Here is a 19,886-nt window from a genome sequence, read left to right on the forward strand (position 1 = left end):
GAGCATCCTCGGCCAGCTGTCCAACGGCGGAGATCGCGCGCATGATCCGCTCCTGGCCGCACGCTACTGCCCCGTCGGTCGGGCCTGCCCGGGAAGGAGAACGGTGATGGATCTGTCCCAGTGGGCACTGCCCTCGGGCCTCGCCGTTGGGGGGATCGGCACCGCCGTGGCCGTCGGCATGCTGCTCGGCCACCGGCGCCGCACCGGCGAGAAGAACGCGACGGCCGAGGAACGTACCCAGCTTGCCCTTCAGCGCCGACAGGCCTGGCAGCGCCGTCTGGCCGTGATCGCACTCGCTATCGGCTGCGTGATGATGTTCGTACTCGCAGGCATCGCCGCCTGGCTGAGTTTCGGAGCGCAGCGCGAGTACGCCCACGCGCACAACGGTGGAGACTGGGATGCGGCGACCGGCTTCGCGCTGCTGCTGGATGCCGGCGCGCTGAGCCTGTCCCTGATCCGGTTTTTCGAGGCTCTCACCCTTCGCTCCTCCGGACTCACCCGGGTATTACTGATGGCGTTCGTCAGTGCCTCGGCGGCGATGAACTCGCTCCATGCTCCGCAAGCGGGCGCCGGGAGCGCGTTCCTCGCTGTGGTGCCGCCGCTGGTCTATGCCGTGCTGCTCGAGATGCTGCTCTACAAGGTCGAGCAGGTGATCATGGGCCGGCAGCAGCGGCGCAAGGAGGGCAAGGAGCGCGGCTACAGCCTGCTGTTGTGGCTGCCCTGGCCGATCGGTGCACCGGTGAAACTGTGGCAGGCCTGGAGGACCGAACTCCTCTCTACGGTCGACAACGTCCGCGTGACCGGCTCCCGGCATCCGCACCCTGCGCCAGCCGCGTCTGCCCAGGCGACACCTCCCCCAGCGGTCCCCATCGACGTGCCGATGACGACGGACACTGTCGCCCAGCACCCGTCGGTCGCCGGGGCCGACACAGTCGAGGTAGCGGCGACCGTGGTGAACTCCCTGCCTGCCGCTGGGCAGCCGCCCGCCGAGCAGCACGTGCAGAGGGCCGCGCCTGTCGCCCCCACGCCGAAGCCCACGATCTCGGCTACCGATGCCAATGCCCGAGCCGAGGGGGAGGAGCGCCTCGGCGCAGCGCCCGGGCCTGCAGCCACCGGCACCGCTCCTCCAGATCCCGAACCGATTACGGACGGATATCAGCCGGAGCCTGAGATCTGGCCGGGTACCCCGAACGTGGAGGCGGATCCACTGTTCAAAGCTGATCAAGGCCTACAGCTCCCCTCCGAGAACCCTGCAGACGACGACACGCAAGAAGCCGAAGGCGGCCCAGGCAAGGCAGAAGAAGCGTCGGACGAAGACGAAGCAGGGGGCAGGGAGCCCGATACGCAGCACGAGCACCCTTCGCCCGGCACCGGCGATGAAGAGGTGCGCGAACGGCGGCGCATTCAGATCGACCTGTCCACACTCCCGAAGGACGAGGGGCCGCGCCAGCTCGCTGAGCGGATCTACGTCGCCCACCAAGTCGCCGGCCTGCCACTGGACAAAGGCGACCTGGGCAGATGGGCGGGCTACACGAATCCGCGCTCGGGCGGCAACGAGTACAGGCGGTTGGAGAAGGAGTACGGGCCGATCCTGGAGAGGGAGGAAGCCGCCTCCGTAGACCTGGACTGGTCCAGTCTCGACCAGCAGAGCCAACCGGCTACCGCCCAACCGCGAGCGGACGAGCACCATAAGGAGGTCACGGAAGAGGCCCAGGCCGCCTGAGATCCCACCAGGCGCAACCGCTGGTGAGAGCGGGCAGCGCGTCAACACCTTCCGGTCCGCCACCGGAGCCGTCCATCCGTCCTGCTATCTGGAGTCACCGGACTCGATGTCGCCGGTCCGCATCAGCGTGAGCTGTAGCAGCTGAGGAATCAGACCGTTCCGCCATGCGGCCACGGGATGACTCATTCGCAGTCTGCGTCAATTACATCCGACTTCCCGTCGCGGGAAACAATGAGGAGTCTCCGAAGTGAGCCACCCACCACAAAGTCCCCTCCCGGTGTCACAAGGGCTGCCCAACTACCCTTCACCACAGCAGGTGATCGGGGCCCAGTACCCGCCGCTCCACCAGTCCAACTATCCGTACACCCTCCAACACCCCCCATACGCCGGGTGGATGCAACGGGCAGATGCGTTCCTCCTGGACAGTGCGATCAACTTCGGGCCGATGTGGTTGCTGATATGGATCGGTTACGCGATCGACGAGCAAAGCTCCGGCGACAGCGGCGAGGTCCCCGCGGCAATCCTGAGCTGGGTGGGCATCATCACCATGATCGCCGCGGTTGTCGTACAGCTGATCCGCGAGGGCCGGACCGGGCAGACCGTGGGAAAGAGGGTCTTCGGTATCCGAGCCGTCCGTGACCGCGACGGCCTCCCGCCCGGTGTGGGACTGGCTCTCAGCCGACGGCTCTGCCAGGTTCTCAACTACCCGGTGTTCGGGCTGGGTTGGCTGTGGGCTATCTGGGACACCAAGAAGCAGACGTTCGCTGACAAGATCACCGGCGCTGTCGTCGTAACTGCCGACGCCGGACCTCCACGACACCCTGTCGCCTGGGGCCAGTGACATCCGAAACGGAATACACGGTCAAGAGGAGCAGGGCCTGTCCGACGGCCCTGCGCGCGGCGCCTCGGCGGCAGCGGTCGTCGGTGTGAAGCTCATGGCGATGACGCAGCTGTCGGGGCTGCCGGGCACCCCGGCTCCCGTCATCCCATGGCACCGTGAAGCAGCCGAGGCCTCCCAACCAGCACCTTGATGAAAGGTTCAGCGATGGGTTTCAAGCGAATGGGACGGGATATGCAGCGTCGCCATCGGCGTGATCAGGCGGCGCTCATGTCAGTGGCCCTGGATACGGTCGGTGGTATGACTTCGATACCTCAGGTCGCTACTACGGGCTGGCTGCTGCGGGTCACCGCCAGCGCAGCCCCCGCAGACTCCGGCCGTTTCGAGCAGCAGCTCCAGCTCCTTCGCCCAATCGCCGGGTTCGACCTAGATTCCCGCGTCTGGACAGCATGGATCGGACATCTCGATGTCCGGGCGTTGGAGATCCTGCAACAGATGTACGACGCGGCCAGCCGGTTCGGAACCGAGATCTCTCTCGATCCCGTTGCCGCTCCACCGACATGGCAGGGGCCCGCATTCGCCACCGAGAGTGATCTGGCGGCGCTGATGGACGCTCGCGCCAATCGAAATCGGGTGCTCGGCCAGCTGTCCATCAGCTGACCACACTGCGCCGTCCAGCGGCCGCCCACTGCCCTCGCGGGCGAGATCGGCCCCAAACGACGCGGACGAGGACCTGTGGGGCCGCCGACCACCGTGTTATTGACAAGGAACCACTACTCCAGCAGAAGCGAAACGCTGCTGGAGTACGACGACACTCTGAGACGCCGCGGCGGCCCCCGCCTCAAGCAGTCGAAAGGCCCGGGCCGCCGCTCGTCGTCGGGCAGGACGGATACCCTTGAGCAGCAGAACACAGGCGGAGCAGGGGGATGAGATGAGCGACCGCTGGCGGCATTCACTCGCGGCATTGTGCGCGCTGGGCGACGGGGCCCGCGCCGCCGCCGAACGCGTCAACGGTTCGGGGACCGACACCACGATGGCCATCCGGTATGCGACCGAGGCCGACTATGTGCGCGGTGCCCTCGCTTTACTGCGCGCCCATCTCGACGGCAGGCGCGCACCCCAGCGGCTGCCCGTCGCCCGGGTTTGGCCGTGCTTCCGCGACGTGTGGCAGCACCAGGCCCTGAGCCGTCTCGGCGGGGTGTGGCGGGCCATCCCCGGGCGGGCCGCCCTGGAACAGATGCGCAGCGCACCGACCGATCCCCTGCTCGACGTGGTGATCGAAGAAGCCGAGGCTCTGCAGGCCAGCCTCCGCGGCCATCGACAGCTGGATCGAATGTACGAGTCATACATCCCTGGCCCGACCAGCAGCCCGATCGATGAGCTCGTTGGCAACGTCGGCCGGTCCGCCCCCACCCTGCCCGGGTTCCCCGACCCCGGCCATGCCCTGAACCGTGCCTTCCCGCGGGGTCGGGGGACACGCATCCAACCTGGCCGGATGGCCGAGTTCAACCAGCTGGCAACCGACCGGCACGCCGTCCATAAGCGGGCCGTCGCCTTCGGCGATGCCGTCCTGGCCCTGCTCGTCGCACACCACGGAGACGGCGGGGCGCCGCAGGCGGGGCGGCTGCGCGGAGCCGGCCTCTGGGTAGGACGCGAATCAGTACTGGTCCCGCACCGGCCGAAGTGGCCGACCAAGCTGAGCGGCTTTCAGTTCGCGGCGCTGGCCGGGATGGCCTGGCTGGTGATGGCATGCGCCGCCCTTCCGCTCACATTCGGCCAACGCGCCCATCTGGTGTTCTCCCACGGCACGCTGCTGTTCCTCGCAGTAGGTGCCATCGTGTGCTTCGGCATCGGGACTATCTACCGGTTCGGACCGAAGTGGATCCAAGCACCCGATGCCCGGGCCGCTCTACCAGGCGTCGCTGCGGCTCTCGCAGCCCTCCTGGTAGGCCAGTGGCAGGGCGCCGTCGCCGATCACTATTTCGCGGGCCCCTACGACCGGTACGAGCGGGAGTACGCGGACGAATGCCTAGCGGCGAGCCCGTATCGGCGCGACGCTGTCCAATCCCGCGTCAGCGAAGGAGTACTCATCGTCAGTCCCATCAGCGGCGGGACGACACTGCGCCTGGGACCGGCCGAAGAGGGCGGCATGCACCCACTGCGTCCGCTTGACCAGGCAACTCGGGCGGTGCTCGACAAGTACGGGTGCTGACGCCAGTCTGCGGTGGTGCACAAGCCCCCCTCGATGCTCCGCTCGATGGTCTAGCGTCCGGCGACGACGAAGGCCTCCATCTCTATGACACGGGCGATGCCGGGCCGGACGAGATCGTGGACGGAGCCACGAAGCTGTTGCCGAATGCGCGGGCGGTGGTTCCCGCACACGGCCGACGGCCTATGGTCGGCGTGTGATGGAACTTGGATCGCTCCGAGACGCCTATCGCCGGTCCGCCCTCTACGGCCTTGCTGGGGGCGCGGTGCTTGCCTGGATGGGCGCAGTCGGCATGGGGCACCGCTGGCTGGCACTCGTGGCGGCTGCACTGCTGAGCACCGCCGTGATCCCCGCGGTGAAGCTAACGCGGCCGCACCGGGGCGCGTCGTGGCCGGGGTGGATCAGTGGAGCGCTGGGAGCTCTGCTCCTGCAGTGGTCGTGCCCCTCGTCCTGGTCGGACATCTCACGCACGGTGCTACTGCCGCTTTCCGGGCTGTGTGGGCTGGTCGGGGCGGCGCTGTTCGCACGGTGGACTCTGTTCCGTAGCCGCGCTCGCTCCTGAACGCCGTCGTACGAGTGCCCAACAGCTGGGCAAGGACGTGCCTCAGGCACCAGTGTCACCCCGTAGTGCTGTGGCTTGTTGAGGTCTTGTCAGGCCAGACACCTCTGCCGCCAGGCTCACTCCCCTGAGAAGCGAGATGCGCTGGACTCCGTCGGACTTCGGCAACTCCTCTCGTTCGCTAAACACTTCGTTTAGTGTGTGGTGGGTGAACTTACTTCGGTCCCGTGGTACCCAGGCCGCCCTCGCTCCCGCCTACAACTGCGCCGACATCGCCAGGCTGACCGGCCTGTCCAAGGGTCGCATCACCCAGCTCCGTTCACCGGTATCGGCCGGCGCTGCCACTCCGCTGCCCGCTCCAGATGCCGAAGGCAGCACCGAGGACCGGCCCTTGTGGCGCGGCAGCACTGTGGCCCGCTGGTGCGCGGCATCCGGACGCCCTCTGCCGACCCGCATGGCCTCGTGGCTGCTCCCTGGCCCGGACGGCCCGCACCTCGAACGGAGGGGGCAGCGCACGGTGCAACTGCGCCAGAACCCCGACGTCGATGTTGAAATGCGGCGGCCGCCGGTCGATGTGCATGTCGTCTCCTACTCGCCGCAAGGCGGGCCGGGCACCGGCCCGTCGTTGTGGCTCGTCACAGTGATGGCGCCCGGTGAGGGCTCCCGTCTGTTTGGGTGGCCGCCTTCGTGGCCGCATGGAACTCCGCTACAGCACCTGGTGCACAAGCTGCTCTCCGACTCCGACGAGGAGGCGCAGGGTGCGCTGCTGGGGACACTCGTGATCCTGCCGACAGAGTCCGAGCCCGGGTACACCAGCCACTCAAGCCTGGTACGCCTCATCGACTTGTACCGCTCCGAAACGAAGAACGCCGACGAGCTCCACGACCTCGTGCATCGGGCGAGACAAGTCCCCGTCCATGCCGACGAGCTCGGAGACCTCGCCGCCGCGATCAACGAGCGGCTTCCTTGGTGGCCCGCGGGGTGTGCAACCCCACCACTGGTCACGGCATGGCAACCCGGCACCCAACTCACAGAGGCTCTGCCACCGCCGCTGGCCGAGGCGGATGCCTTCCGCCGCCGCTGTGCCGCAACCGCCGATCAACTCAGCGGCGATCTCGCCGCGTCGGTACGTGAACTGGGCGACTCCCGCTGGGGAATGGCCTCCGACGGATGGCGGCCTGGCGCCCTTCCGGACTGGTCCGCTCTACCCGCAGACTGCGATGAGACCGTCTGGCAAGTCCCGGTCCGGTTCACTCTCGCCCACGAGCGGCACGCCTACACCGGCGACTTCTGGCAGGGTCTGAACTGGTTGATGGAGAACGCACCCTCGCAGCGCCTGGCACATGACGCCCACCGGTACTTCGGCGACCCTGACAGTGCCCGCGCCGTCCTCGTCGACACGGCCGGCCTACCCGCGAGCGCAGCCCATCACCTCAACGCATCCGTTAAGCCCGTTCAGGCCAGCAAGAGCTACCGCGCTCAGCTGGTCCTGAGCGCCCTGGACGCGCACCCACGCAGCGCCGCAGGCGTTGCCCTGGGTACCTGGCCGGCCCTCGCGGGCCCGGCCTGGTGCGCCACCATGCCCGACAGCAACCTCATCGCCCTCCACGTTCCGCGCGCTCTTCCCGATACCGAGGCCGCGGGCGTGCCACTGGAGATCGTGGTGCTGCGCACGGAGAAGGCAGACGGACGCTACGAGCCAGCACCGGCTATCGCGCTCGTCGTCACCGACCAGGACAATCTCCTGGTCCTGCCCGAGTGCGGGGACGCCGACGACATCGCCGCCGTGATCGAGCACGTCATATGGCACCCCGGGGTTGCGGTGCACCTGGTCGGGCTGGCTCCCAGCCTGAACAGGAACCTGATCGACGTGGTGCAATCACTGATCGACACGACAGCCCGCAGCACGCCGTGGGATCAACTGGCCCGGCTAGTCGGCCCGCACTCGGCAGACCACGCCTGTATCTACTGCCGAACTCGCGTATAGGAGACCGGCCCTCGACGGTGTCAACGATGGCCCCTCGAGGGCGTGCAGAGGCGCAGAGCACTCCGTCACGGACGACGAACGGCCGACCAGCATCACCTGCACCAACGAGAATGCAGAGCCAGTACTGGATTACGTTTGGACTGTCGACCTCAGGGTTTCAGCGCTACACCAGCGTAGAACGAGACAGCGGCGTCCGTGGCTTTCGCCTCAATCTGGCCATCGGGGCGCCATCGGTGTGGCACGACAACGCCTGGCTCAACGAGATGCAGGCCGTCGAAGAATCGCAGCACCTCATCCTGAGAGCGGACTTGGGCTGGAATCCCGCCTGCATGATATGTGGCGATGACCTTTTCCCACATTTCCGGTGCGAAGTCGGGCGTGCAGTGAGACAGAACGAGATAACTGCCAGGGGCAAGCGGCTCAAGGAGGCGTTCCACAATGCCGTACGGTCCATCGCAGTCGGGCACGAAGTGCAACAAGGCGTTGAGTGAGAGGGCCACCGGCTGGCTCAGGTCCAGGACGTCGCGGAGCCGCTCGGCGTGGATGATGGAGTCCGGCTGCCTGACGTCGGCTTGAATGTAGGCGGTCCGTCCTTCTGGCAGGCTGCGCATCAGGGCGTCGGCGTGGGCGAGGACGATGGGATCGTTGTCAACATAGACGATTTTGGCGTCAGGTGTTGATGCCTGTGCAACCTCGTGCAGGTTGGGCCGAGTGGGAATGCCTGTCCCGACGTCCAGGAACTGCCGGATGCCTGCCTCCCCCGCGAGAAAGCGGGTGGCTCGGTGCATGAATAAGCGGTTGGCCCGCGCGCATGTCTTGACCGTCGGGAAGACCTTCTCGACTTGGGACGCAGCGGCTTGGTCAACGGGGTAGTTGTCCTTGCCGCCGAGATAGAAGTCGTACATGCGAGCGGGATGCGGCTTGGTCGTATCGATCTGTCTGGTGTCGCCCATGCTGGTGCCCTTTTCCTCAACTCGTGGTGGTCAGGCTGTGGGTGCCTGCGCCGGCACCGGGTGGTTCAAGGAGATAGTCGGCCTCCCCCTCCTTGATCGCCCGGATGAACTCGGCGAACGCCTCGGGGCCGCTGATGAAGGCAGGGCCTGCGGGGTCGGTGGACTGTCGCAACGCAACGCTGCCGTCCTTGAGAGCCTTGGCTTCGACGCAGTTGCCACCGTTCGCGCCGCTCCAGGGCTTGACCCAGCCGCTGTCGCCGAGGGAGGTGGCAGGTACGGTCCTGTGGTTCATATGTGTTCCTTGAGGGCTTTTTCCAGAATCTTTCGGGTTTCGTCCACTGTTGACGCCTGGGTGGACATGTGGTCGAGCGCTTCCAGATGAGCGGCGACGTCTAGGGGTTCGTCCTGGTAAGAGGCGTCGGTGAGACCCTCGGTGTAAACGACGTCTCCGAGCTCCCCGCTCTCGAAGCGGAAGAGGCTGAAGGGCCCGTAGGCTCCAAGGTGCGGTCCAATCGAGAACGGCAGGATCTGCAAAGAGATGTTCGGCATGTCGAGGGACTCAAGGAGCCGCTCGAGCTGGCCCCTCATCACAGCCGTTCCGCCCACGGGCCGCTGGAGCACAGCCTCTTCGAGCACAACCCACAACGCGGGGGCCTCGGACGTGGTCAACAACTCCTGCCGCTTGAGGCGCAGATCCACACGGCGCTCGAGCTCGTCAGCCGAGCCCTTGGTCAGTCCAGCGCTCAGGATGGTGCGGGCATACTCCTTGGTCTGCAAGAGACCGGGAGCGTAGTGCGGTTCGTAGGCGCGGATGAGGCTGGCTGCGTCCTCAAGGCTCACGTACGCGCTGAACCAGTCAGGCAGCACATCACGGTACCGGTTCCACCAGCCTGGCTCGTTGGCTTGCTTGGCCAGGTCAAGGAATTCATCAACCGAGCCCCCATCGACGTTGTACGCACGGAGCAGAAGGTCCACGTATGGGATCTTGAGCCGGACTTCCGCGTTCTCCAGTCTGCGGATCGTCAGCGGGGTGACGTCGATGATTTTGGCAGCCTGCTCCCGGGTCACCTTGGCGCTCTCGCGCAATGCCCTAAGCCGCCCGCCGAGCACAATCCGTAGCACCACCGGAGCGCTGGCTCGTGGCTCTCCCACGTCTCACCTCCTGCTTCTACGTCATCTAGCCGAGTGTGCCAGGGAGTTGATGAAACCGACAGGTGGTTGCGGGCAGTCTGAAATTATCAGATGGACACTTGCGGCTGGGGGCACCAGAGACCATAGTTGCAGCGTGACTCAGCTCACGTAGTACGGATGCAAGCTCCCCGCCTTCGCCCCAGGAAGGTTTGAGATGCCAGCCCGCCCCACGTCATTCCGCCTCCTGATAGAGGGGCGGCAATGGGACAACTGGGCTGTGTTCTGCGTGCACTTTGAACGGGTCGCGCGCGAGTTGAGCGGACCGGCCAGCCTCAACAGACGTGTTGCAGTCACCCGACGCACCTTTGACCGGTGGATGATCGATGGATTGGCGGGTATGCCCGCGCGGGACACTCAGATGGTTCTTGAGCGGCTCTTGGGCTGTGCGTGCTCCGAGATGTTCGCCCCACCCCCTGCGAACTTGGGTGCAGCGACGAAGGCAGACCGCGGCGACCTGGCCGGCTCGGTGGCAGCCAAAGTGCAGTGGTCGCGCACTAGTTCATCAGGCAGCTGCTCGTGATGGCACTTTGCGAGCCTGCGCTGCCCCCCCCCAGGATGGCCAGCGATGCGACGGGGCGCCGCTGTGCACGACGAGCTTGCCTGACTCGCCCCAGATCCCAGAGGTACGCGCTATGCAGATCGTACGAATGACGTTGTTTCGTCAGCTGGCTCAAAATAAACACTGGACGACACTCGAGACGTTCAGCACGCATTTCACTGATGCCGCACGAGAACTGGCCCAGCAGACCGGGGAGAAGCGGCTCGCGGGCGCCTCCGTGGCCCGCCGCACTTTCGACCGATGGATGGCCGGCGATCTGAAGCAATTACCTCATCGCGATACCAGGAACGTCCTGGAGTACCTCTTCGAACAGCCCGTAGCTCTGCTGTTCGCGCCCCTCGGGGCTGATCGGAGCGCAGGCGTATCGTCCTGCGACACGCCCTACGGCGCTTTTGACAACCCGCTCGAGGTGGTCACCCAGACGCAGAGCCTGACCCGGTCGAATGCCGACGCCGCGGTGCTGGAACACCTCAGCCTCCAGCTGCAGGGTGTAGTGGACCGCTACGAGACACGCGGTCCGCAGACTCTTGCCGGTGAGGTGCGAGTGATCCGGGGCACGCTGCACGCCTTGCTCGGCGGACAGCACCTGCCTTCTGTACGTACCGAGCTGTTCGCTATGACGGGGCGTGCTGCAGGTCTTCTTGCCTACATGGCCGTTAACGCCGGAGCAGAGCCCGCCGTGACGGAGGCGTATTGCACTGAGGCAGAAACCCTCGCCGAAGACATCGGAGATACGCAGCTGCGGTTGTGGGCTGCCGGAACTCGGTCGTTGAGCTTGTACTACCAAGGCCGCTATGCCGATTCCGACTCAGCGGCCGCCGCGGGCATCGCCCTGGCGCCAAACGACGGCCAGTCCATCCGCCTGATGGCTAACGGACGGGCTCGCGCCCTGGCCCGCCTCGGAGACAGACGGGGAGCAGAGCGTTCGATCGGACAAGCCCTGGATCTCTCCGACCGGCTTCCCACGTTGCCATCCGGTCTCACGTCCTGCATCTCATTCGCCCCCTACAGTCTGGCGCGCACCCTGGCCAACGTGATCACCGCAAGGCTCTCGCTCAACGACACCCGTGAAGTTCTCTCATGTGCGGAGAAGATCGACGATCTGATCGAGCAGTCTGATTCCGAATGGAGCCGCGCGCTGGTGAGGCTGGATGTCGCCACAGCCCTCCTCCAGCAGAAGCGCCCCGATGTGGAGCAGGCCATGGCTCTCGGCACGAGCGCACTGCACGCCGGGACGACCGCGCCCATCACGTCCGTATGGCAACGGGCGATCGAGCTGTACATGCACGCCGAGCGCTGGCGCGATGAGCCCCACGTAGGCGACTATGCCCAGGAGCTCCGAACCTGGCGCTCACAGCCACGGGCCGAACCCATCGTTGCTGGCTCGAGCGCGGACTTTGCGCCATTGCAGTAAGGAGAGTCGTGCCGCCCGAACTGGATGTCCACCCGGGTGCTTTCCCTCCCATGCCGCCGGCGGACCTCAACGCTCCGGAGCAGCTCGTCGATCACGACTGGAGGGCATTCACCATGCTCGACAGGATGACGAACCACTGGGCGCGGCCCGGGTGGACCAGCGGCCGTCGTGTCTACTACTGGATGCTGACGTTCCCCGACGCCTCTGATCTGCGTGCCCAGGCACAGCGCTGCCAGGAGGAACTCTCACATCTGGCCATGGATCGAGTGCCGGGAAAAGGACTCCATGTGACGATGCCCCGCATCGGAGACACCGATCGGGTGCCGGAGGGACAAGTCCAACTTCTTGGCGACCTTACCGAGCAGATGCCCGTGGAGACCTTCCGGATCCTGGCACATCCCATGGCCGGGTCGCGAGGAGCGATTCGCTACACCCTTTCGCCGTGGTCACCTCTCGTCCGCCTGCATGCTGCGCTCAGCGATATAGGCCGCCAAGCCTGTGTTCCCGGGGGCAAGCCCACTGCTGGCTTCCGTCCTCACCTGGGCATCCAGTACAACAACCAGGACCGCGCGGCTGCCCCAGTCATCAGCAGCGTCGCCCGCCTGCGCACGCTCTCCCCTGTCCCTCTGGAAATCTCCAGCGTGGAGCTGGTGGAACTCCGCAGAACCAGCGGCGCTTCCCCGGCCTACCGCTGGAACGTCATGCGCAGCATTCCTCTGCGCCCACGATCACCCCGCGTGCCGCCCTTGTGAGCAGAGCGGGTCGGTCGGTGAGGCGAAGAGAGCGATCGGCATGGCCTCCTTCCGCCACCTCGTTCAAGAACGCTACAGAGCAGCAAACGCGCGTCGGGGATGGCTGTTTCGGGCAATGGACGCCTGTTGACCCGAGAGCGCCGTGGAGGCACTTCGAGGGCACAGCACCGTCGGCTGGCGCGGCGGGCGGGCAGTGCGGGTCGCGTCGCCGACTACGGCTCGACTTCAAGGCCGGGGTACCGGCTCGGGCCGTCGGCTTCGCTGTATGCGGCGTCGAGTAGCGCGACGTGGAGACGGTCGCGCCGGTTTCTGGACTGCAGGCGCCGCCGGCGACGGGTGAGAGCCCACGCTTTGAGGCCCACAGGGTCCGCCATGAAGCATCTGGCGTTCTCCCGCAGCATGTCTGGCGTGTAGATCCCAAGGTTGAGGCCGGCGCGCCAAGACTCGAGCCACCACTGGCACATCAGGAGCGCCCCCGACTCATCCTCTTTAACATGGTTTGGATGATTCCGTACCCATATTGGATCCAAGGCGGGATGCGTTGCGGCGACCTCGAGGATGTGCCCATGCGCCTTGTGCATCTCCATCTCCAGCACCTCTCTGTGCTGGAGATGCCGTTGGACGGTATGTACCGCAGCGATGGCTACAGCAGTGGCGCCGAGAGCGAGAACTGAACGGTTCACCGTGCTACCTCATTTGCTGTTGGAGGAGAGGCCTGCGGGCCGCGGCCGCGGCGCCAGGCCGTCTGTCGGGAGGTCCCAGAGAGCTGGAGCCGCGCCTCGTCAAACCAATCGGGCCCGCCCTGCGCTGAGCAAGGTCAGGGACCATCGCAGCGCCCATAGTTGTGTCGCTCATACCGACAGCTCCTGGACGGACGTCCGTGCGGCAGCTTTCTGAAGGCAGGAGCGAAGCTGAGCGTAGATGTCGTCAACGATTCCGAGTTCGTGCTCGGTGAGAGGGCCGCCCAAGCAGCTGTAGTTCTCCTCGACCTGCTCCTCGTTACTGAAGCCGACAACCACCACGCACTGGTTGCCTCGCTGCAGAGACGAGCGAAGGGCCACGCGGGTCAGTGTCCCTGGAGCTTCACCGAAGTGTCGGCGGAGTGCCCCCAGAGCCTCCTCGACTCCTTCGGTGAAGCACGACATGAGCCGAGGCAACCTCGGCGCTACGGATCGGGGCGACGAAGCCCACGCGGTCGCCTTCCCAGAAAGCACACCATGGGCCAGCGGAGCGGCCAGCACTAGTCCGACCCCGTGACGGGCGGTAAAGGAGAAAAGGTCCTCGCCCTCGATCAGCACAGCCGGAGTGAAGGCATTGAACGGAGTCCAGACCACATCCGGTTTGATCAGGCGAAACAGGTGCAGAAACCGCTCGCCTTGTGCCGCCCACTCCTCGGGGGAGGCGCCGTAGCGCGCGTACGGCCCCCGCATGCCGATCGCCTTGATGGACTCCACCTCCCGCAGTGTGCGCATCACGTCGATGGCATTGCCCAGGTAGCGATCGCGGCGGCCGAAGTCGAAGCTGTCCAGCGTGTACAGATCGAGTTGCTCGACGTAGAGGTTCTCTAACGTCTGATCGAGCTGGTGCTGGATGTGCCTGCCGGCGTACGCGTGCGGCGCCGTTCCTCGTGACTGCCCCACTTTGCTGCTCAGCTGAAGCGGCAGGTCCGGGTCCTGGCGGAGGAATCGGCCGATCAGCCGTTCCGAGTGACCGCAGCCGTACGAATCGGCAGTGTCCAAGAAGGTAGCCCCGCGTTCGACAGCCCGATGGAGCCCGTCGAGAAAACTGCTGGTGGTCGTCGCCCCATCGAGGGCCCTACCTGGATCGGCTACTTCGCAGTGCAGCCCGAGTGGATGCGTGACAACACCACGGCACAGGTGGCGGGCTCCGAGATCATGAGCTGTCACGTGCTGCTCCCGCCCAGGATGAAGGCGGCGGTCACGACCTTGCCACGGTCGGTCGATTCAACTCCCCATGCAGTAGAGATCGCTGAGATCAAGTACAGGCCCTGCCCGTTCTCGGGTAGGGCCGCCAGATTGACTGCGCCGACCTCGTCATCAGCCAGGTCAGCCAGGACACTTTCGGGTGTGTCCGGAATGACGCTGGTGTCCGTTCCTCGGTCGACGACGCCTACGGTGACGCCCTTTTCGTAGAGGTCGAGAGTGAAGGACACCGGCCCACCTGCGTGCTGGATCGCATTGGTCACGAGTTCGTTGGTGACCAAGACGGTGTCGTCGATCCGGCTCGGGTCGGTCCGGCCATCCAGCGTTTTGCGCACCACCCCACGGACCCACACCGCGGGTTCAGCCACAGCAATGAGTTCGAAGGTACGGTGCTCGACCAGTTGCCCCAGGGTCTGGTCCTGGACGAGTTCGGCTGCAGTCGGCGGCACCGTCGTCTCCTCGCGTGTCGAGTCGCCTTGTGGCGCGGGCCGAAGGGTCGGGCCCTGGTTCTCAACCCTCCCCGACAGGCTGGCCGACGGATACGCCATACCTTGGCCACCTTGTGGCCATCTCGGTGGCTTGGATCTTGTCTGCAGCGCCCCGACGCTGCTGAGATCGGTCCACAGGGCCGGTTCTCGGGCCTGAGCGGGCACCAACGCATGGTCGACGACGGCAACTTGGCCACAAGGTGGCCAAGGTTTGGCGTATCCAAACCGCTTGGGATCGATCAACCTGGCAGAGCCGACGGCATCTGTCGCACTGTCCTCCTCTGAATGGCGGCGCAGAGCCTCGGATCAAGTAGCTGGACAGCGCGACCGCGACGTACTGGCAAGGACCGGGCCAAGCCCGAGAACACCGCACAGGTCGACGGACAACGCTGCCCGGGACCTTCGACACTGACCGGGACGACCTTCATGACCACCCATCGAATTCATCCCTCCGCGCGCCTGAGCCGGCAGTTCACGGACCGAAGCCAGCCCGAGCTCCTGGCCCATGAGCAGAACTCGCTCCACCGCGCCACGGTGGCTAGCTCGTGACCGGGCCCACGCCGGAACCACAGCCAGCAGCCCCTATGGCCGAGGTGGCCAGGCATCTCCGGCAGTCCGTCGAGAGCGCCGAGACAGACGACGTCTCTCCCTCCGCGGCGACGGCGCCCGAGTTGGTCGAATCCGCCCTGCTGCAACACCCGTCCGTCACGGCGGCCGCAGCGGTGGTGGTACCGCACTCCGCGCTGGGCACCACCATCGGGGCGCTGGTCGTGCTGGATGGCCACGCCTCGGTCGACGCAGTGACCGAGCACGCGCGGCAGCTTCTGCCCGAGGAGCTTGTCGTCCGGCCGGTTGCCCGCGTCGCAGAGCTGCCGACTACCCACGATGGCCGGTTCAACTCTCGCCGTGCGGAAGCAATGTTGATCGATGTTTCCGAGTTGCCGCTCGACGGCCCACCCCCGTCCCGTCGTCGCGCAACGGGCATCGCTCGCGAGTGGGAGGACCTCGTGCTCATTGCCGAGGACGAGCAGGTTCTGCTCGCTGGGGCGCTGAGAACTCTGCACACCAAACCGGAGCTCGAGGGTCTCATCAATCAGGCGTTGGGATACCCGGACTGGCCCATGCCGTTGACGCTCCTGCCGGACGTTGCACCCGATCTCGCAACAGCAGACCCCGACCTCGAGTCGTACTTCGAGATGTCCCAGGCAGCCACCGAGCACGTCCTTGAAGCCGTGAATCGTCACGGCTGGCCGCGGGCGCGGCGCGACGGCGCGCATGTAGCCGACGCTGCGTGGCTGCTGCTGCAGCACGCCGACCGAGAGAACCAGGCTCGTGAGGACGCTCTCGCCGCCGTCACCCAAGATGTAGCGCGAGGGCACTGCGACCCCCGCCACCTGGCGCTCCTGAAAGACCGCACGCGCACCGTGATGGAAGAAGAACAGATCTTCGGCACACTCATGCTGGCCGCAGGCGGACAGCCGCGCTTCCTCTATCCGACGCAAGCCCTAGAACAAGTCGAGCACCAACGACGCATCATCGCGATGCCATCCCTGTCGGAGGACCTGCCCAACGCCACTGTCCCGCTGCTGCCCTACGGACCCAGCCGCCGTGCCACCGGCCCCACTTCCCGGCATACGCCCAGAACACCGAACATCACCGAGCTGGCACCGCGCACGTACCTTCCCTGTCCCGTCCCCCACGGCGTCGTGCCCGTGTACCTGGCCGGCTCAGTCCAAGACCAGTCAGACCTGCGGGCACTGCGTGAGCGGATGTCGGCCCCCCTCCACTGCACCGCTCGCTGGCTCGACCTGGTTGCCGCGAAGCGCTGCGTCAGTCAGTTCGACGCGGGGCCAGCCGCAGACTGCGTTGCCTTCCAGCTCCGCACCGAGGACATCCTCCGGTCCCGACTCGTCATCGCGGCTCAGGGCGATGCCCAGATGGAAATCGGCATCGCTCTCGGCGCCGAGATCCCCGTTGTTCTCATAGGAGTCAGCGGAGATCCCCTGGACGCCCACCCCGCCATCGCCCGCGCCGCCGATGCCGACTGCGCCCTCGATGCGGCGATGGACTGGGCGGCCCAATGAGGACCCGCACTACGAACCCCCCAAGCAGTCCACATAGGTCCCTCGCACGTGCAGCTCACCGGGTCCTGTCACGTGCTTTCCAGAACGTGGCCATGAAATGGCAACCCTTGGCGCACGTCGCCGGACACAACCCGCATCCGCTCTTCCGATCTCCGGATTCACCCCATTCGGAATCCCCTGAAGGTCGGCCTACCTCTCCCCTTCCGGAGTTCCCATGATTCTCGCCACCCGTCACCCTTGGCAGCTTCAATGTGCTGCGACGCCACGCCCGAGGGCGCTGCCTGGTTATGGGATCCACGTTGTGAGTACGGGGTTGCGTTTAGGAATGCATGCGCTCGAGACAATGCGCGACACCGCCTCTCCGGTCGGACCAGTCCTTTGTTGCCAAGCCCACGGGGCGATGCACATTCCCGTTCCGGATGGCACGCGCGATTGGTGGGCCGGCGCCCACTCGAAGTGCACTGCAGGCACCGGGACTTGGGAGTGCAGCAACCTCGCTTCACCTGCCCCTATCGCATGTCCGAGGACAAGCTTTTGGCTCCTCCCGCACGAGAACGATCACGACACCACCGAGCCCTACGCGCTCCACACGGAACTGAGCTCCTCTCGTGCCCTGTTGCGGTTGGTGGTAGCCGCGTGAACACAGGGAGAAGGAGGGGACGCCACCGTGGTAGTCCACCTGTCGCTGGTGGTCGTCTTGGCAGTCGTCGTCGCGATACTCATCCGCAGCAGTGGATTGAAACCCTGGCACGCCGTCCTGGCCGTACTCCTCGGCTTCTATCTGCGCGAAAGCTCGCTCGCCCCCAGTATCAGCCGCGCTGTTCAGTCAGTAGCCGATGCAATGGCTCGATTGATCCTCTAGACCGGCCGTCGGGGCGTTGTACCGCCCCGGTCGTCGATGGCTTCGCCCCGTGGCCTTCCCTGCCCGTGAGGCGCGTCTCGATGGCCGATTACCTTCTGCCTCAACGTTCAGCCAGAGGACGTTCATGATTTCGCATGTAGTGGTTGAGACCTTCCTGAGCTCCGGGTTGGTGGGCGTATCCGGCGCGCTGGCTTGGCAGATCCGCGCCAAACGCGCGGTATGCGGCACACTGACCCAGGACCGGAATTCCTTGCGCGTGGCCGAAGGTTCTGCCCAAGAGAACCTTGAACTCGCGCAACGCAACTACCGCTTCTTCAATGCGGTGATCGACGAGACCAGACACTTCGTAGAGGTGCGCCTGCCCGCGCTGGTGGATGCCGAGGCGCGTCGGCACCCTGGGGTCGTCGTACCGGAGTTCAAGGACCCACTCCTCAGTCAAACCTCGCTCCCGGAGCTCCACACCCTCGCTGCGGCCACGGTCCACGAGGCGATCGAGGTAGTCCGGGATGACGTGAGCCGCTCAGCGCGCGCCGGCGTCCGCGCTGTAGCCGAGGACGCGCAGACAGCGCTCACCCGCTGCCACCAACTCATCGACGAGGAACTTAAGAAGCCTCCCGCTGTCGGGCCGCAGGAGCCGGATGACGCGCACCGTCAAGCCCTGATCGGCTTCGACCATCTGGTCACTCGGGCCCTGCACTTTGTACAGAGGCTGCGCATCTTGGCCGGGTCCTGGCCAGGAATCCAGCGTGCCGACTGCACCTTCGCGGAGATCATCGAGAGTGCCAGAGGCCGCGTCGACGACTACCGACGTGTTGCCTACACCTACCTGTCCGACACCGCGGAAGTGTTCGTCGAGGGCCTGGTGGCCGAGCCGCTCGCGGTGGCGTTGATGGAACTGGTCGATAACGCAACCTCGTTCTCCAGCGGCGAGGTCTCGGTGTACCTGCGGCGTGTGGAGACCGGCTACGTCATCGTGGTCGACGACGGCGGCCTTGGCATGAACAACTTTCAGCGCGCCGAGGCGGAGCGGCTGCTGTCCCAGGCCAACGACATGGATGTCACGAACCTGACCGATGAGCGTGCCCTCGGTTTCGCCGTGGTCGGACGCCTGGCCCAGACGTACGGGTTCCGGGCCGATGTCAGCGCACTGTCCCCAGCTGGCGGGGTGCGGGCGCAGCTCTGGATCCCTCGGGAGCTGCTGGGTGAGCGTCCCACAGAGCCCGCGCACGCACCTGGCCCCTCGGCGGACACGCCCCCCGGCCAGCGTCCCACGGCAACGACCACGCCCAACGTGGATCCGTCGGTGGTGCCCGGCGAGCAGGGCCTTCCGGCCCTGCCACGCCGGGACCGGCGCGCTGATATTGCGGTGACCGCCTCCGTGGGGATGGAGGCAGCCACCGACAGCGCCGACCCGGAGACCCTCGCCGAGCAGCTCGCCACACGACGCGCGGCCCTCGCTAAGGACCTCGAGAACTTCCCTGCTACCGAAAGTGGACACCACCATGACTGAGAACTCCGCCGACAATGTCGACCTGACCTGGAAACTGGACAAGATGACCGAGGTGCCCGGCATCATCGCTGCTTGCTTGGTAACCGTCGACGGAATCAAGCTCGCCTACTCCAATGCCAGCGTCGACGACGTCGACCGGGCTGCAGCGGCGCTCGCCGGCCTTCGGGCGCTCGGGGCCAACTTGACCGGGCTGTCCGGGAAGACGGCTGACGAGACGAAGGTGCGCCGGGTCACGCTGGACCTGAAGTCCTCAACCATTCTGCTGTTTACCGCGGGCACCAACTCCGTGCTGGGGGTCGCGGTGGAAGGCGACGAGGTAAGCCCCGCAGTGACCGTGGCTACCGGGATGGCCCTCAAGACCATCGCCTCGTTCGGCGAGTCTTTGGCGGCGGCCGAGCGGGCGGTAGCGCATCGGGAGCAGCAAGCTCGAATGGCCCGCGCCTCCACGCTCGCATGAGCCCGGACGGCCGCACGCGCTGGGGCATGGTGCGCTCGCACGCGGCCACGGGCGGAAGAGCCGTGCCCACCCGCAACACGCTGGACGAGGCGACCCTGCTCACCCCGAACCCGAGCCTTTCGCCCACCGGGTTGGGTGCACAGGCCAGCCGCGTCATGGGTCTGTGCTCGGGCGGGATGTTGTCCCTGGCGGAGGTCAGTTCCCATCTGAAGTTGCCCGCCGCCGTGGTCAAGGTCATCGTCTCCCAACTGGTCGACGACGGTCACCTTGCCGCGCAGAACCCCGTCCGTATTGCTGAAACGGACCGATCGCTGCTGGAGGCGGTACTCAGTGGTCTCCGTAAACTCTGACATCCGT

18 protein-coding genes are annotated in these 19,886 nt (G+C 66.0%); 12 read left to right on the forward strand and 6 right to left on the reverse strand.

Going from position 1 to position 19,886, the window contains the following annotated elements; translation table 11 throughout:
- Window positions 1–106 precede the first annotated feature (106 nt).
- The 5 genes from ABZ833_RS38485 (at window position 107) to ABZ833_RS38505 (ending at window position 7,316) form a co-directional block, all read left to right on the forward strand.
- Window positions 107–1,723 (forward strand): DUF2637 domain-containing protein, encoded by a 1,617-nt coding sequence (locus ABZ833_RS38485; RefSeq protein WP_361057290.1) that lies wholly within the window; start codon window positions 107–109, stop codon window positions 1,721–1,723.
- 394 nt (window positions 1,724–2,117) lie between these two features.
- The gene (locus ABZ833_RS38490; protein ID WP_361057293.1) at window positions 2,118–2,564 is read left to right on the forward strand and encodes an RDD family protein; all 447 of its coding nucleotides are present in this window, start codon (window positions 2,118–2,120) and stop codon (window positions 2,562–2,564) included.
- A gap of 297 nt (window positions 2,565–2,861) precedes the next feature.
- The gene (locus tag ABZ833_RS38495) at window positions 2,862–3,221 is read left to right on the forward strand and encodes a hypothetical protein (RefSeq protein WP_361057296.1); all 360 of its coding nucleotides are present in this window, start codon (window positions 2,862–2,864) and stop codon (window positions 3,219–3,221) included.
- 271 nt (window positions 3,222–3,492) lie between these two features.
- Window positions 3,493–4,773: a hypothetical protein gene (locus ABZ833_RS38500; RefSeq protein ID WP_361057299.1), complete on the forward strand. Its 1,281-nt coding sequence runs from the start codon at window positions 3,493–3,495 to the stop codon at window positions 4,771–4,773.
- A 1,073-nt stretch (window positions 4,774–5,846) separates the two neighbouring features.
- A complete protein-coding gene (locus ABZ833_RS38505) occupies window positions 5,847–7,316 on the forward strand; it encodes a hypothetical protein (RefSeq protein ID WP_361057302.1) in 1,470 nt (489 codons plus the stop codon).
- Between the two features lie 149 nt (window positions 7,317–7,465).
- Here the strand turns inward: ABZ833_RS38505 and ABZ833_RS38510 are convergent, their stop codons facing one another.
- From ABZ833_RS38510 to ABZ833_RS38520, 3 genes are read right to left on the reverse strand one after another with little or no spacing between them, the layout of a single operon-like run.
- Window positions 7,466–8,269, reverse strand: coding sequence for an SAM-dependent methyltransferase (locus ABZ833_RS38510; RefSeq protein WP_361057305.1), 804 nt, complete (start codon window positions 8,267–8,269; stop codon window positions 7,466–7,468).
- A 16-nt stretch (window positions 8,270–8,285) separates the two neighbouring features.
- Window positions 8,286–8,561, reverse strand: coding sequence for a DUF397 domain-containing protein (locus tag ABZ833_RS38515; protein WP_361057308.1), 276 nt, complete (start codon window positions 8,559–8,561; stop codon window positions 8,286–8,288).
- Window positions 8,558–9,421, reverse strand: a complete 864-nt coding sequence (locus tag ABZ833_RS38520; protein ID WP_361057311.1) for a helix-turn-helix transcriptional regulator — start codon at window positions 9,419–9,421, stop codon at window positions 8,558–8,560. Before ABZ833_RS38520 ends, ABZ833_RS38515 begins: the two co-directional genes overlap by 4 nt.
- A gap of 671 nt (window positions 9,422–10,092) precedes the next feature.
- Between ABZ833_RS38520 and ABZ833_RS38525 the strand changes: the two genes are divergently transcribed.
- Together ABZ833_RS38525 and ABZ833_RS38530 are read left to right on the forward strand one after the other, a co-directional pair.
- Complete coding sequence (locus tag ABZ833_RS38525) at window positions 10,093–11,433, forward strand: hypothetical protein (RefSeq protein ID WP_361057314.1); 1,341 nt, start codon at window positions 10,093–10,095, stop codon at window positions 11,431–11,433.
- An 8-nt stretch (window positions 11,434–11,441) separates the two neighbouring features.
- Entirely contained in the window at window positions 11,442–12,185 is a 744-nt protein-coding gene (locus ABZ833_RS38530; RefSeq protein WP_361057317.1) for a 2'-5' RNA ligase family protein, read from the forward strand.
- A gap of 212 nt (window positions 12,186–12,397) precedes the next feature.
- Here the strand turns inward: ABZ833_RS38530 and ABZ833_RS38535 are convergent, their stop codons facing one another.
- From ABZ833_RS38535 to ABZ833_RS38545, 3 genes are all read right to left on the reverse strand, one after another.
- The gene (locus ABZ833_RS38535; RefSeq protein ID WP_361057320.1) at window positions 12,398–12,868 is read right to left on the reverse strand and encodes a DUF6082 family protein; all 471 of its coding nucleotides are present in this window, start codon (window positions 12,866–12,868) and stop codon (window positions 12,398–12,400) included.
- A 168-nt stretch (window positions 12,869–13,036) separates the two neighbouring features.
- Complete coding sequence (locus tag ABZ833_RS38540; RefSeq protein ID WP_361057323.1) at window positions 13,037–14,092, reverse strand: aldo/keto reductase; 1,056 nt, start codon at window positions 14,090–14,092, stop codon at window positions 13,037–13,039.
- On the reverse strand, window positions 14,089–14,676 hold the full coding sequence (locus tag ABZ833_RS38545; protein WP_361057326.1) for an ATP-binding protein: 588 nt from the start codon (window positions 14,674–14,676) through the stop codon (window positions 14,089–14,091). The genes ABZ833_RS38540 and ABZ833_RS38545 overlap by 4 nt, the downstream gene beginning before the upstream one ends.
- A 524-nt stretch (window positions 14,677–15,200) precedes the next feature.
- Between ABZ833_RS38545 and ABZ833_RS38550 the strand changes: the two genes are divergently transcribed.
- From ABZ833_RS38550 to ABZ833_RS38570, 5 genes are all read left to right on the forward strand, one after another.
- Window positions 15,201–16,700, forward strand: coding sequence for a hypothetical protein (locus tag ABZ833_RS38550; RefSeq protein WP_361057329.1), 1,500 nt, complete (start codon window positions 15,201–15,203; stop codon window positions 16,698–16,700).
- 667 nt (window positions 16,701–17,367) lie between these two features.
- Window positions 17,368–17,562, forward strand: a complete 195-nt coding sequence (locus tag ABZ833_RS38555; protein WP_361057332.1) for a hypothetical protein — start codon at window positions 17,368–17,370, stop codon at window positions 17,560–17,562.
- 124 nt (window positions 17,563–17,686) lie between these two features.
- Window positions 17,687–19,072, forward strand: a complete 1,386-nt coding sequence (locus tag ABZ833_RS38560) for an ATP-binding protein (protein ID WP_361057335.1) — start codon at window positions 17,687–17,689, stop codon at window positions 19,070–19,072.
- On the forward strand, window positions 19,065–19,529 hold the full coding sequence (locus tag ABZ833_RS38565) for a roadblock/LC7 domain-containing protein (protein ID WP_361057338.1): 465 nt from the start codon (window positions 19,065–19,067) through the stop codon (window positions 19,527–19,529). The genes ABZ833_RS38560 and ABZ833_RS38565 overlap by 8 nt, the downstream gene beginning before the upstream one ends.
- A 62-nt stretch (window positions 19,530–19,591) precedes the next feature.
- Window positions 19,592–19,879: a DUF742 domain-containing protein gene (locus ABZ833_RS38570; protein WP_361057341.1), complete on the forward strand. Its 288-nt coding sequence runs from the start codon at window positions 19,592–19,594 to the stop codon at window positions 19,877–19,879.
- Window positions 19,880–19,886: the final 7 nt, after the last annotated feature.

The sequence above is a fragment of the Streptomyces sp. NPDC047525 genome (assembly GCF_040643025.1).
GTDB lineage: Bacteria > Actinomycetota > Actinomycetes > Streptomycetales > Streptomycetaceae > Streptomyces > Streptomyces durmitorensis.

What these genes read in the sequence shown, in the direction of transcription:
- ABZ833_RS38485 (WP_361057290.1), top strand. Translation starts at nt 107, where the DNA reads ATGGATCTGTCCCAGTGGGCACTGCCCTCGGGCCTCGCCGTTGGGGGG.
- ABZ833_RS38490 (WP_361057293.1), top strand. Translation starts at nt 2,118, where the DNA reads ATGCAACGGGCAGATGCGTTCCTCCTGGACAGTGCGATCAACTTCGGG.
- ABZ833_RS38495 (WP_361057296.1), top strand. Translation starts at nt 2,862, where the DNA reads ATGACTTCGATACCTCAGGTCGCTACTACGGGCTGGCTGCTGCGGGTC.
- ABZ833_RS38500 (WP_361057299.1), top strand. Translation starts at nt 3,493, where the DNA reads ATGAGCGACCGCTGGCGGCATTCACTCGCGGCATTGTGCGCGCTGGGC.
- ABZ833_RS38510 (WP_361057305.1), bottom strand. Translation starts at nt 8,269, where the DNA reads ATGGGCGACACCAGACAGATCGATACGACCAAGCCGCATCCCGCTCGC.
- ABZ833_RS38515 (WP_361057308.1), bottom strand. Translation starts at nt 8,561, where the DNA reads ATGAACCACAGGACCGTACCTGCCACCTCCCTCGGCGACAGCGGCTGG.
- ABZ833_RS38525 (WP_361057314.1), top strand. Translation starts at nt 10,093, where the DNA reads ATGCAGATCGTACGAATGACGTTGTTTCGTCAGCTGGCTCAAAATAAA.
- ABZ833_RS38545 (WP_361057326.1), bottom strand. Translation starts at nt 14,676, where the DNA reads ATGGCGTATCCGTCGGCCAGCCTGTCGGGGAGGGTTGAGAACCAGGGC.
- ABZ833_RS38550 (WP_361057329.1), top strand. Translation starts at nt 15,201, where the DNA reads ATGGCCGAGGTGGCCAGGCATCTCCGGCAGTCCGTCGAGAGCGCCGAG.
- ABZ833_RS38560 (WP_361057335.1), top strand. Translation starts at nt 17,687, where the DNA reads ATGATTTCGCATGTAGTGGTTGAGACCTTCCTGAGCTCCGGGTTGGTG.
- ABZ833_RS38565 (WP_361057338.1), top strand. Translation starts at nt 19,065, where the DNA reads ATGACTGAGAACTCCGCCGACAATGTCGACCTGACCTGGAAACTGGAC.